13 protein-coding genes are annotated in these 12,952 nt (G+C 58.0%); 3 read left to right on the top strand and 10 right to left on the bottom strand.

From position 1 onward, the window contains the following. The first annotated feature begins 83 nt into the window (after window positions 1-83). Complete coding sequence (locus BN1137_RS12475; RefSeq protein ID WP_050718917.1) at window positions 84-917, top strand: ABC transporter permease; 834 nt, start codon at window positions 84-86, stop codon at window positions 915-917. Window positions 918-945: 28 nt separating this feature from the next. After that, window positions 946-2,376 carry a gamma-aminobutyraldehyde dehydrogenase gene (locus BN1137_RS12470; RefSeq protein WP_050718916.1) on the top strand — a complete coding sequence of 477 codons (1,431 nt, stop codon included), beginning with the start codon at window positions 946-948 and terminating at the stop codon, window positions 2,374-2,376. 97 nt (window positions 2,377-2,473) lie between these two features. Here BN1137_RS12470 and cyoE read toward each other — a convergent pair whose 3' ends face one another. The 4 genes from cyoE to BN1137_RS12450 all read right to left on the bottom strand — a co-directional run bounded on the left by cyoE (window position 2,474) and on the right by BN1137_RS12450 (window position 5,676). Beyond that, the gene (gene cyoE, locus BN1137_RS12465; protein WP_050718915.1) at window positions 2,474-3,379 is read right to left on the bottom strand and encodes a heme o synthase; all 906 of its coding nucleotides are present in this window, start codon (window positions 3,377-3,379) and stop codon (window positions 2,474-2,476) included. Next, window positions 3,376-4,389 carry a COX15/CtaA family protein gene (locus BN1137_RS12460; RefSeq protein ID WP_050718914.1) on the bottom strand — a complete coding sequence of 338 codons (1,014 nt, stop codon included), beginning with the start codon at window positions 4,387-4,389 and terminating at the stop codon, window positions 3,376-3,378. Before BN1137_RS12460 ends, cyoE begins: the two co-directional genes overlap by 4 nt. Before the next feature lie 79 nt (window positions 4,390-4,468). Then, on the bottom strand, window positions 4,469-4,963 hold the full coding sequence (locus BN1137_RS12455) for a hypothetical protein (protein ID WP_232306939.1): 495 nt from the start codon (window positions 4,961-4,963) through the stop codon (window positions 4,469-4,471). Then, window positions 4,960-5,676, bottom strand: coding sequence for an SURF1 family protein (locus tag BN1137_RS12450; protein ID WP_050718913.1), 717 nt, complete (start codon window positions 5,674-5,676; stop codon window positions 4,960-4,962). The genes BN1137_RS12455 and BN1137_RS12450 overlap by 4 nt, the downstream gene beginning before the upstream one ends. 27 nt (window positions 5,677-5,703) lie before the next feature. Between BN1137_RS12450 and BN1137_RS12445 the strand changes: the two genes are divergently transcribed. Beyond that, window positions 5,704-5,913 (top strand): DUF2909 family protein, encoded by a 210-nt coding sequence (locus tag BN1137_RS12445; RefSeq protein ID WP_050718912.1) that lies wholly within the window; start codon window positions 5,704-5,706, stop codon window positions 5,911-5,913. A gap of 5 nt (window positions 5,914-5,918) precedes the next feature. On the opposite strand, the gene BN1137_RS12440 is transcribed toward BN1137_RS12445, so the two are convergent. From BN1137_RS12440 to BN1137_RS12415, 6 genes are all read right to left on the bottom strand, one after another. Continuing rightward, entirely contained in the window at window positions 5,919-6,800 is an 882-nt protein-coding gene (locus BN1137_RS12440; RefSeq protein WP_050718911.1) for a cytochrome c oxidase subunit 3, read from the bottom strand. A 2-nt stretch (window positions 6,801-6,802) separates the two neighbouring features. Next, complete coding sequence (locus tag BN1137_RS12435; RefSeq protein ID WP_050718910.1) at window positions 6,803-7,357, bottom strand: cytochrome c oxidase assembly protein; 555 nt, start codon at window positions 7,355-7,357, stop codon at window positions 6,803-6,805. A gap of 9 nt (window positions 7,358-7,366) precedes the next feature. Further along, on the bottom strand, window positions 7,367-8,953 hold the full coding sequence (gene ctaD, locus BN1137_RS12430; RefSeq protein WP_050718909.1) for a cytochrome c oxidase subunit I: 1,587 nt from the start codon (window positions 8,951-8,953) through the stop codon (window positions 7,367-7,369). A 9-nt stretch (window positions 8,954-8,962) separates the two neighbouring features. Further along, window positions 8,963-10,108 carry a cytochrome c oxidase subunit II gene (gene coxB, locus BN1137_RS12425; protein WP_332309850.1) on the bottom strand — a complete coding sequence of 382 codons (1,146 nt, stop codon included), beginning with the start codon at window positions 10,106-10,108 and terminating at the stop codon, window positions 8,963-8,965. A gap of 346 nt (window positions 10,109-10,454) precedes the next feature. Further along, window positions 10,455-12,527, bottom strand: coding sequence for a tRNA(Met) cytidine acetyltransferase TmcA (locus tag BN1137_RS12420; protein WP_050718907.1), 2,073 nt, complete (start codon window positions 12,525-12,527; stop codon window positions 10,455-10,457). Further along, window positions 12,524-12,838: an HlyU family transcriptional regulator gene (locus BN1137_RS12415; protein WP_050718906.1), complete on the bottom strand. Its 315-nt coding sequence runs from the start codon at window positions 12,836-12,838 to the stop codon at window positions 12,524-12,526. The genes BN1137_RS12420 and BN1137_RS12415 overlap by 4 nt, the downstream gene beginning before the upstream one ends. Window positions 12,839-12,952: the final 114 nt, after the last annotated feature.

Genomic DNA, 12,952 nt, shown 5'->3' with positions numbered 1-12,952 from the left:
TATGCTTCTTACCGGCTGCTCGCAGATACCTAACCCGATCATGGCTATCCACCTAACGACCGCCAAACGGCTGGGAGCCTTCGATGCGCTCTAATCCCTCTATCAATCAGGACCATGGCCAGCGCCCATCCCTCCTGCTGAAATATGCCGCCATCGGCGGGCTGCTGTTCCTGCATATCCCCATCCTGTTTATTTTTCTCTACGCCTTCACCAGCGAGAGCAAGAGCTATCAGTTTCCGCCCCCCGGACTGACCTTGAAGTGGTTCGAGGTGACCCTGAACAGACCCGATGTGTGGCGTGCCATCCAGCTGTCGCTAGAGGTAGCGGGACTCGCCACCCTGGCGGCCATGGTGCTAGGTACTCTGGCCGCAGGCGCCATCGCCCGCAGCCGTTTCTTCGGCCAAGAGGTAGTGTCCCTGCTGCTGGTGCTGCCCATCGCCCTGCCCGGCATAGTCACCGGCATAGCGCTACGCTCCGCCTACGGCCTGCTGGAGATCCCGTTCAGCTTCTGGACCATCGTCATCGGCCACGCCACCTTCTGTGTGGTGGTGGTTTACAACAATGCTCTGGCGCGCTTTCGCCGCACCAACCTGTCGCTGATCGAGGCCTCCATGGATCTCGGAGCCGACGGCTTCCAGACCCTGCGTTACGTGATCCTGCCCAACCTCGCCACCGCGTTGCTGGCGGGGGGTATGCTGGCGTTCGCCCTGAGCTTTGACGAGGTAATCGTCACCACCTTCACCGCGGGCCAGCAGACCACGTTGCCCATCTGGATGTATCAGGAGCTGATCCGCCCCCGGGATAGACCCGTCACCAACGTGGTGGCCCTCATCATAGTGGCCTTCACCACCATTCCCATTTTGCTTGCCTACTACCTCACCCGCGATGGCCAGGATGTCGCTGGCAGTGGTAAATAACGACTCAACGCCCGTGCAAGGATGCAACATGAAGCTATCAACTCAACTCTTGATCAACGGCCAGTTCGTCACCGGTGACGGCCCGGCCGAGCCCGTCCTCAACCCGGCCACCGGCGAACTCATCGCCTCGGTGCCAGAAGCCTCGTTCGAGCAGGTGAGCCGGGCGGTGAACGGCGCTCAGCGCGCCTTCGCCCAGTGGAGTCGCACCACACCAGCCCAGCGCAGCAACCTGCTGCTGCGTCTCGCCGATGCCATCGAGCGCCATGCCGAGGAGTTCGCGGCGATCGAATCCCTCAACTGCGGCAAACCTTATCTGGCGGTGCTCAATGACGAGCTGCCGGCGGTAGTAGATTGCTTCCGCTTCTTCGCTGGGGCTGCCCGTTGCCTGCAGGGACCGCTGGCGGGGGAGTACATCGAGGGACACACCAGCATGATCCGCCGAGATCCCATCGGCGTGGTGGGCAGCATAGCGCCCTGGAACTACCCGCTGATGATGGCGGCCTGGAAGATGGCGCCTGTGCTCGCCGCCGGCAATACCGTGGTGCTCAAGCCCTCGGAGCAGACCCCGCTCACCGCCTTGCGCCTTGCCGAGATCGCCAGCGAGCTCTTCCCGCGCGGCGTCATCAACATCATCTGTGGCCGCGGCGAGAGCGTGGGTGCGCCGCTGGTGGAGCATCCGCTGGTGCGCATGGTGTCACTGACCGGCGATATCGCCACCGGCCAGAAGATCCTGCAAAGCGCCGCCCGTACCATGAAACGCACCCACCTGGAGTTGGGTGGCAAGGCGCCGGTGATCATCTTCGATGACGCGGATCTGGATGCCGTGGTCGCAGGTATTCGTACCTTCGGTTTCTACAACGCGGGCCAGGATTGCACCGCTGCCTGCCGTATCTATGCCCAGGGCAAGATCTACGACAAGTTCGTCGCCGCCATGACGGAGGCAGTAGCCTCCATCAAGGTCGGCAGCCAGCGTGAGGAAGGGGTAGAGATGGGGCCACTCATCTCGGACCGCCAACGTAACAGAGTCGCCAGCTTCGTGGAGCGGGCGGTGAGTGGTGGTCACGTGGAGGTAACCGCCGGCGGCAAGATCCGGCCTGGCAATGGCTTCTTCTTCGAGCCAACCCTGATCGTCGGCGCCCGCCAGGAAGATGAAATTGTGCGGCGTGAGGTGTTCGGCCCTGTGGTGTCGGTTACCCGCTTCAGCGACGCCGAGCAGGTAGTGCAATGGGCTAACGACTCCGATTATGGCCTCGCCTCCTCGGTCTGGACCCGGGATCTCGGCCTCGCCAGCAAGGTTGCCAGCCACCTGCAATACGGCTGCACCTGGATCAACACCCACTTCATGCTCACCTCTGAGATGCCCCACGGCGGCATGAAGATGTCAGGCTACGGCAAGGATCTCTCCCTCTACGCGCTGGAGGATTACACGGTGCCGCGCCACATCATGGTCAAACTCTGACAGTAAAAAGGCTGGCCCCGGGCCAGCCTTTTTACTCGTTGTCTTTACTTGCCTGCTTGGCTCACCCATTCGCTCAGCATTCACCCTTGGCGTCCCATCACGACAGTTGCCATAGCCAGTGGTGATCCAGGATCAGCAGACCAAACAGCAACATCAGGTGATAGATGGAAAAGCGGAAGGTGCGCATCGCCTGGCCGGGGCGACTCGAAAACTTCAACAGCCATGCATGCCGGCAGAACAACAGGTTCAATACCAGGCTACCGACCAGATAGATCAGACCAGACATGCCGATCAGATAGGGCAGCAGGCAGATCAGAGTCAGGATCAGCAGATAGAACAGGATGGCCGTCTTGGTGAAGTCGATACCATGGGTCACCGGCAACATCGGAATATGGGCGCCGGCGTAATCATCACGCCGATGAATCGCCAGCGACCAGAAGTGTGGCGGTGTCCAGGCAAAGACGATCATCACCAGCAGCCAGGGTTCGGCCGATAGCTGTCCCGTGATGCTGGTCCAGCCCAAGAGCGGCGGCATGGCCCCCGCCAAGCCGCCGATGACGATGTTCTGTGGTGTGGCCCGCTTCAGCAGCAGGGTATAGACCACTGCATAGCCAAACAGGCTGGCCAAGGTCAGCCAGGCGGTCAGGGGGTTTACCCCCCAATAGAGCAGGGCAAAACCCAGCAGCGCCAGACAGAGTGCAAACGTCATCGCCTGCCTGGTACCGATCCGCCCTCTGGCGACCGGACGCCAACGCGTTCTGCGCATCTGGGCATCGATACCGCGATCCAGGCTGTGATTCATGGCCGCCGCCGCCGCGGCTAACAACCAAATTCCCACCAGTCCCCACACCATGCGATCCAGCGAGGCGGCTGTCGGCTCGGCCAGCAGCATGCCCACCCAGGCCGTTAGCAACAGCAAGGCCACCACCTTGGGCTTGGTCAGCTGAACATAATCCCGCAGCAACCGGGCATCTATGCTCCAAACCAATGGCTTGCTGTTCATGTCTGGCTCCTGAGTGCCTCGGGGGCTTGCAAGGGGGAAAGAGAGGGCCAAGCTATGCGTCGGCGTGCCACTACGCAACACACCAGCAGATGCGCCGCCACGAAGTTATGAGCGAGGGCATTGGCCAGCGGCAGCGCCAAGTGAATGTTGGCAACACCCAGCACCAGTTGTACGAGCAGCAGGATCAGCAGCAGCCCACCCAAAGGACGCAAGGCCGCGCCTTTGCGTATCAGTCCCAACGCAAAAGCACCGACCAGCAAGGCCGTCATCAAGGCACCGAGGCGATGTGCGATCTGAATGGTCTGGCGCGCCTCTTTGCTCAGCACACCAAACTCATAACTGGCATGCCCCAACGGCAGATGAAAAGCCTCTGCCCAGTCCAGTTGGCTCTGCCAACCCGCCTGACAAACCGGCAAATCGACGCAGGCCATGGCGGCATAGTTGGCTGACGTCCAGCCCCCCAAGGCTATCTGCACCAGCAAGACGCCACAGGCCAGGTTGCCCAGCCATGGCAACCCTTGACCACAGGCGACAGGCTGAGCAGCCTGATACGTCAGCTCGACCCGGTAGAGCCACAGCAAGGTCAGAATCGAGAACCCTCCCAGCAAGTGCGTCACCACCACCAGCGGATGCAGTGCCAACGTCACCGTCCACATACCCAGCGCCGCCTGCCCGATTACCAACATGAGCAAACCGCTGGCAAGTTGCCGCAGACGCGGCCGACCGCGCCAACTCAGCACAAATAGCGCCGCGATGAGGCAGCCCAACACCCCGGCAAAATAACGATGCACCATCTCACTGCGCGCCTTGTGAGGTTCCAGCGGGTTGTCGGGATAGAGCAAGGCCGCCTGCTCAACATGCGTCGATTGGGGAATGGCCATGGTTCCATAACAACCGGGCCAGTCTGGACATGCCAGCCCGGCATCAGTCAGCCGGGTATAGGCGCCAAGCAGTATCACCAGCATCGCCAAGGCGATGGCGAGCGATGCCAGCATCTTCTGCACTCTCATGATGCACCTCGCTGATACCGGATCCTTGGTGGCAACACTGACGGAACGATAGCGAATGATAACGGTCCTTTTTCTATGCTCATTCGACACCTCGTTGGTACTTAATCAATTGCTGCAGATCCGACAGTACTGCCTTGCCAAACAGCGGCCACTCCGTCGTACTGGTCGGGACCTCATAGCGCAGGATGGCCAACCCCTGCGGATCGACCAGCATCATGTCTCCCGCCCTCATCTCGGAGCGGGCCTTTGGCTGAGGTTCGTCGGTCAGCTGTATCAGATCCAGCTTGTCCAGATTGCGGCCCAGCGCACTCTGGATCCGCTGCATCAAGACCGGCACCTGCAGACATTCAGCAGCGCAGCGTTTGGACTCAATATATACCAGCCGCCATTTAATCTGATCCGACTGGAGTGGTGGCAATAGATAGACGTCCCGGCTCAGCCATTGCCCCTTGTTGCGAGTTCCGGGCTCATACCAGCCCTGTTGCAAGGTCAGGGCCGCCAGAACCACTGGCAACAGGATCACCGTGACGAATGCGACCGGCACCTTCCACTTGGTCCATTTTTTCATGCTCATGGGGAGGATCTCCTTATCAGCACCAACCCGCCCGCCAACACCACCAGCGCCAGACCCAGCCATTGCAGCGCGTATGCCCTGTGCTTCTCCGGTGGCATGACATTCTGTTGATAGTGGTAAACGAAGGGGGAGCTCTTCTGATAGAAAACGGCGTCGGCGAGTGGCGAACCTATGATCTGGCTCAGGGCGTCCACCCTGATGGACTGCAACCGGTTTGGATATGGGCCAGTTTCAATGTTCTGGCCCAGCAATATGCCGCCGGGTTTGGTTCGCAGCAGCCCTTCGAGTTCGAGGACAGTGGGGATCGCCGGCCTTGGTAGCTGTTGCCGATCGGCTGGTGCTGGCAACCAGCCCAGATTGACCAGTAACAGGGGGGAGTGATTGTCGGCTCGCACCGGGATCAGCACGTCATATCCCACCTCATGCTCAGCCACCTGATTATCCAGCAACCATACATAGGGCGGTACCCACTTCACTGTTCCCCGCAGTGGCACTCCGTCGAGACGATCTGGATATCGCCAGTCGAGTACCGCTAACGTCAAGGGAGCGGCCAGCTGCACCGCCGCCGAGTGCGCCAGCCAGGCTTCTTTTTCCGCGGCGCGCTGCCATTGCCAGAGGGCCAGCTTGCATAAACAGGCCGACACACCCAGAGTGAATATCAGAACAATCCAGCGTCGGTGATGGAATGGTCGTTGCTTATGCCATGTCGCCATTTCACGCATCTTACGGAGGGCCCTAACATGTTGATCAAGATAGTGCTGGTACTCATGTTGCTGCTCATCATCGGACAATTGTTCCATGCCCTCTGGTTGATGATGAGCACCGGTCAGGTGGCCCAGAAGATGTCGGCCCCGCTGGGTCGTCGTGTCCTGTTCTCCCTGCTGGTCGTCGTCATCCTGCTGCTCTCGCTGGCGATGGGCTGGCTAGAGCCCAATCCTCGCCCCTACTGAAGGCCTCAAAGCAGGTACACAAACACGAAGAGGCAGAGCCAGACCACGTCAACGAAATGCCAATACCAGGCTGCCGCCTGGAAAGCGAAGTGCCGCTCGGCGGTAAAATGATCCTTTAGCATGATGCGCAGCCAGATGATCCCGAGGAACACTGTCCCCAGGGTGACATGCAAGCCATGAAATCCGGTCAGTATGAAGAAGGTGTTGCCGTAGATGCCTGAATCCAACCGCAGACCCAGCTCACGATAAGCGTGGATATATTCGTAGCCTTGCAGCCATAAGAACGTCAGCCCAAGCAACACTGTGCCAAGCAACATCCACTTGAGCTGACGTCGTCTGCCATTTTCCAGCCCGGTGTGAGCAAATAGCAGGGTCACCGAGGAGCTGAGCAGGACCAGGGTATTAATGAGCGGGATCCCATGCCACGGCATGGCCTGGGTCGTGGTGCCACCCGGAGTTTTGAGCATGGGCCAGTGGGCCGAGAAATCCGGCCACAACAGCTGTGCCGTCATCGCCTTGTTGCCGGCCCCATCCAGCCATGGCATGGCAAGTTGGCGGGCATAAAAAAGCACCCCGAAGAATGCCATAAAGAACATCACCTCGGAGAAGATGAACCAGACCATTCCCTGCCGGAAAGAGCGATCCATCTGGGCGCTGTACAGCCCCGTCATCGACTCCTGGATGATGTGGCGAAACCAGCCAAACAGCATGAAGATCAGCAAAGCGATGCCCGCTATCATCAGATATCGACCCATTCCCGGCTGCTTGGTTGATATTTCATTGACCAGATGACCCGCACCAAAGGCCAACAGAAACAATGCTATGGCACCCATGATCGGCCAGCGGCTCTGCTCAGGCACATAATAACTCTGGTTCACCTTGGCCATGATTACTTCCTCTGTGCAAGAGCCGGGGTCGGCTTGGACTGAGTGATGTCATAAAGCGAATAGGAGAGCGTGATGGTGTTGATATCATCAGGCAGGGCCGGGTCTATATAGAACTTGAGCGGCATCAGCTTGCTCTCCCCTGCCTTTAACTCTTGGCGGTTAAAGCAGAAGCATTCCACCTTCTTCAAATAGGCGGCGGCAGGACCGGGAGAGACGGAGGGAACCGCCTGCCCCGTCATGGTGCGATCGGTCGGATTGAAGACCCGATAGCTAACCAGGGTCATCTCACCCGGCCGCACCGAGACCCGCTCCGTCTGCTCGGTAAACTGCCATGGCATCTGGCTGTCTGCATGAGCCAGAAACTCGACCTGAATGGTGCGTTTGGTATCGATCACCGCACGATCCGTGCTGGCCGGCAGGCTGGCCGTCTTGCCATTGAGGCCGGTGATCCGGCAAAACACGTCATACAGCGGCACCAGTGCAAAGGCAAAGCCGAACATGACCATGATCAGCAGGGCTAGTTTCCTCAGCAGAGGGCCGTGATTCACTTGTGTCATGTGACCTCCCTACCGAATCTCGGGTGGCGTCTTGAAGCTGTGGTAAGGAGGGGGAGATGGCAGGGTCCATTCCAACCCCTCGGCCCCTTCCCATACCTGATCGCTTGCCTGCTCGCCCCCTCTGATGCACTTGATCACCCCCCAGACAAACAACAGCTGCGATAGTCCGAAGGCAAAACCGCCGATGCTGATAAACATATTGAAATCTGCAAATTGCAAGGCGTAATCAGGGATGCGGCGAGGCATGCCCGCTAGGCCGACGAAGTGCATGGGGAAAAAAAGCATGTTGACCGAAACAAGCGAGCACCAGAAATGCCACTGTCCCAGCCGCTCGTCATACATATGCCCGGTCCATTTTGGTAACCAGTAATAAGCGGCCGCCAATATCGAGAATACGGCGCCGGTGACCAATACATAGTGAAAGTGGGCCACGACGAAATACGTATCGTGATATTGGAAATCGGCCGGGGTCATGGCCAGCATCAGCCCCGAGAATCCACCAATGGTGAACAGGGTAATAAAGGCGATGGCAAACAACATGGGCGTCTCGAAGGTCAACGAGCCCCGCCACATGGTGGCAATCCAGTTAAATACTTTTACGCCGGTAGGTACCGCAATCAGCATGGTGGTGTACATGAAGAACAGCTCTGCGACGACCGGCAAACCGGTGGTGAACATGTGGTGAGCCCAGACCATGAAAGACAGTAACGCTATGCTGCTGGTGGCATAGACCATGGAACGATAACCAAACAGTTTCTTGCGAGAAAAGGTCGGAATAATGCTGGAGACGATACCAAAGGCCGGCAATATCATGATGTATACCTCGGGGTGACCGAAGAACCAGAATATGTGCTGGAACATCACCGGATCCCCTCCACCAGCCGCATCAAAGAAGCTGGTACCGAAGTATTTGTCCGTCAATACCATGGTCACGGCGGCAGCCAGGACCGGCATGACCGCAATTAACAGGAAGGCGGTGATTAGCCAAGTCCATACGAAGAGTGGCATCTTCATCCAGCTCATGCCCGGAGCCCGCAGATTGAAGATGGTAACAATGACGTTGATGGCCCCCATGATGGATGAAATCCCCATGATATGGATTGCGAACACAAACAGCGCCGTGCTGTTGCCGCTGTATTTGGTCGACAAGGGAGCATAGAAGGTCCAGCCCGAGCTTGGCCCCCCCCCTTCCATAAACAGGCTCGACAGCAAGATCAGAAAAGCAAACGGCAGGATCCAGAAACTCCAGTTATTCATCCGGGGCAGTGCCATGTCCGGCGCCCCGATCATCATGGGGATCAACCAGTTGGCCAGACCGGTAAAAGCGGGCATGACGGCGCCAAACACCATGATGAGGCCATGCACCGTGGTCATCTGATTGAAAAACAGGGGTTCAACCAGCTGTAGTCCCGGCTGGAACAGCTCAGCCCGGATCACCATGGCCATGGTGCCACCAGTGAAGAACATGGTCAGGGCGAAGAGCAGATAGAGGGTGCCGATATCTTTATGATTCGTCGTATAGAGCCAGCGTTTCAGCCCCGTCGCCGGTCGATGAGAATGGTCTTCGTGCAGGCTATCCATGATTCCATCGCTCATGCCGACTCCTCATTTGTCATTTTTCAGAATGGACTGCACATCCGCAGCCTGAATGACATCACCGGTATTGTTCCCCCAGGCATTGCGCTCATAACTGATGACTGCGGCAAGCTCCTGGGCCGTCAGCTGCTTGCCAAATGCCTGCATGGCCGTGCCGCTCTTGCCGTGGGTGACCAGGTCCAGGTGATGAGCCCGATTCTCCGCCAGCGTCGTTATCTTGCTGCCTTTCAGCGCAGGGAAAATACCGGGCAACCCGGTACCACCGGGCTGATGACAGGCGGCGCAGTGCCCCAGAAAAATCTTCTCTCCCAATTCCATGGCCTGCGGCAGAGTCATGGTCTGACTGGCCAGATCCTGCTGCTGAGCCTTGGCTGCGGCTTGATCTTCTGCGGCCTTGGCAATCCAGCCATCGAATTCTTCAGCGGTTTTTGCCACTACCACTATGGGCATGAAGCCATGATCCTTGCCGCACAGCTCCGCACATTGCCCTCGATACGTGCCGGGCTTATCTATCTTGGTCCAGGATTCATTGATGTAACCTGGGTTGGCGTCTTTCTTGACCGCAAAGGCGGGAACCCACCAGGAGTGAATGACGTCATCAGAGGTCATCAGGAATCGAATCTTCTTGCCGACGGGTAATACCAGAGGCTGATCAACTTCCCGCAGATAGGTATCGCTCTTGGGTTGTTCGCCCGAGATCTCTTTTTTACTGGTCGCCAGCAAGGAATAGAATTCCACCGGATGCTCGAGATATTTGTAATGCCATTTCCATTGAGATCCAGTGATAAGCACTGTCAAATCGGCTTTCGACGTATCTTCCATCTTCAATAGCGTTGAGGTGGCCGGTGCCGCCATTGCCACCAATATCAGCACGGGAATGGCAGTCCATAGCAATTCGATGCGGGTACTCTCATGAAATTGAGCCGCCTTGGCACCACGGGATTTTCGATGATGGATGATTGACCAGAGCATGGCGCCAAATACGAGCAGTCCGATCAGACAGCAGATATAAAAGATCGTCATATGCAGGTCATAGACCCGCTGACTGATCGCGGTAACTCCGCGCGTCATGTTGAAAGTGACGTCGCTGGCAGAAGCACTGCCGCCAGCAAGAAATATCACCCACATGCCATGGCTAATTGCATTTTTTCCCACATTGCACTCCCTGTGCACGCTAGAAAAGATGGTAAGCCTTAACCACTGATAGCGCTAACCACCTGAAAATAATGCATTTATTAAAATCATTCTCACAGTCAAGTATTAGTCCATATTCGGAAAAAGCCAACGTGACCACGAATGATCAGGTTTCATTGGAATTGCTTTTATCGAACCAGGTAAGAGCAGCTGCCTAAGCTCACGATGTCACGACACATAGCAATATGGCAGATAAACAAAGGGCGCCTATGGCGCCCTTTGTTTATGCATGCTGACAACTGACTGGTTCTCGAACCTGGCCACTGCAGATTTGATGATGTTCGAACATGGCGCACCTTATCCTGACTCAGCGCCCTTTCTCATCCTTGGCCAACAACCGTGCCAACAAGGCCCTCAGCCGTTTGACAAGGGCAGGTTTGCCGGCGAGTTTCAGTTCCCTGGCCAGCTCGGCCCAGGGGATGTACTGCCAGATAGTAGCTATCAGCAACCGCCGTTCATCAGGATCCAGATCATCCAGCACCATCGTTTGGGCAGCCAGCCAGTGTTGCAGGCTGGACTGGCACAGTTCGAATGGCTTGTGATGATGAGCGAAACAGTCCAATTCCTGCTGTTCAAACTCATCCAGATCCATCCCATCCGTAACGACGTCCCCTCTCAAGCATTGCCAGACCAGCTCGGTATCCAGTTCCTTGAGTTCCCCCGCCAACAGGGTCGGCAACTGCCGTACGAAGCGCCGCCGCCATTGGGCCAACTCAGGCTTCAGTTCAGCGTTCAGTGGTTCGAGCATCAGGGCCGCATGGCTGCCACTGGCCGCATCCCGCTGCAAGCCGATACGCAGCACCGTTAACCCAGCCTTGCGCCAGAATGGCAACAGATCGACGCTGGCTGAGAAGGCGGTGCCCAGATAATCGAGCCCTAGCACGCGGTAATGTGCCTCTAGCCTCCCCAGCAGCAAAGAACCCAGTCCATGGCGATGCAAGGTCGGGTGGATGGCGATTCGCATTACTCTGGCATAGCTGCGCTCCCCCGCGGTCATGAATCCTGAGTGGGCCAGCAGGGACTGGGGCAGCAGATGACCACGAGGGCGCCGACGACCGGCCCAGATGTCACGTGCCAGCTCTGGATCTATATTGCCTTCCCGCGCCACCAGTGCCACCCCAAGTAAGCTTTGCTCTTGCTCCAACAAGTGAATGTCGAGGTCCGGGCTCTCCAGCAGGGATCTGAGATCGCTCGGGCTGGTCTGATAATGCGCCAGCACCAGCAGGCCGAACACCTGATTGAGCAGCGCTTCATTTTCTGCCAACACATGTTGCTCGACCTGTCGCCAGCGTGGGGCCGTCAGACATGCTGGCGGCAGAACGTCGGCATCGAGGCCGAGCAGTCGAAAGACCAGTGGTTCCAGCGGATCCTGCAAACTCCAACGAATAGGCTCTGCCAGGTGCAGCTCCTGCCAATCCGGGGTCTGCTGATCCAATACCCGCTTGAAACGAAGGTGAAAGCCCCGCCCCGTCCCCTCGTAACCGTGTTCCGTGGTCGCGAAAACGATGCGGCTATGGCGAGCCAACATGGTCTCCAACAGCGGGGTCGGGATGGCGGCAGCCTCATCCACCAGCAGCAGATCCGGTTGTAGGCTGCCTTGCACCAGTCTGTCCGGCGATACATAGGTCAACCCGACCAGTTTGTCCGGAGGGCAATTCAACGCCTCGGCGGCATGAGCAAACAGGGTTGTGACAGTGGCCTTGGAGGGGGCCGTCACCACTATCTGCAAAGCAGGGTTTTGACGCAGCAAATCGGCGGCAGCGAGGCCGAGCAGCGCACTCTTGCCACGGCCACGATCGGCGCTGAGCACCAGCGGACGGCGGCGATGACCGTGCAACACCTTGTGAATCGCGGGCAGAGCATTAGCTTGATCGGTACTGAGTGGGCGTTCCGTCCCCAGAGGCTGCCAGGGTTCCTTCTTAACGGGGGGAGTCAAAGAGAGCGCATGATCTCCGGCCAGTAACTGCACCAGCCGGGCAATAAAACCATGACCCGCACGGCCCATATCCTCAGGTTGGGCCACCAGCCGCAGCCTGTCTGGATCCGGATAGGTTGGCCACTCTCCCCGAGGCGGGGTCAGCAGCAATAACAGACCTCCGGCGCGCAGGGTGCCCGCCAAGGCACCAAACGCATCAGGGTGAAAACCACTGAAGGCGTTGAACACCAGGGTGTCGCACTCCTGACCGAGACGCTGTAGCGCCTTGGCGGCGGGAAGGGGCGCATAATTGGCAGGCCCTTCCCCCAGCCAGAAGACAGCCTCTCCAAGCAGGGGAATGGCGCGGGAGATGCAATCCGCCTCTTCCCCTTCCAGCCAGATCAGGCGCCGCTCACCAGCATGGGCCAGCGCTTGGCGCAGAGCCTTCGACTCGACCAGTGTCATGGGGTCACGTGGTCGCCGGGTTTAACGCGGGGTTCAAACATGCGCTCCCCCATCTGATCGATGAAGGTATGTGCCTTCTGCACCATGAAGCGCTCGGCATCTGCCGGGTTCACGAATAGATCGGAGCGGATGAAGCGGTGGGTCAGCAAGGTGCCGTCCACCTCCCGGGTAATGCGACCAGCCAAGCGGTACTGGCCCCCTTCGGCCATGGGTTCTGGATAGATGAGGTAACCGGCATATTCGGTGGGGCTTACCTCCACAGTTTGCGTTGGCTGGCCTTTGAACAGGGCACTGAACAGTTTCTTGAGCATGATCGTCTCCTCTCTAATAGACACATTGTCCCCAAGGGGAGAATGGCTGGCAAGCGAGGGATCTTATTACCAATCGTTATTTGCACTACGAACCATTCTCATTTAGATTCATCT

Source organism: Aeromonas tecta (assembly GCF_000820185.1).
In the GTDB taxonomy this organism is placed as follows: domain Bacteria; phylum Pseudomonadota; class Gammaproteobacteria; order Enterobacterales; family Aeromonadaceae; genus Aeromonas; species Aeromonas tecta.
The sequence above is the reverse complement of the archived record's forward strand: the minus strand, read 5'-3'. Positions and strand labels throughout refer to the sequence as shown.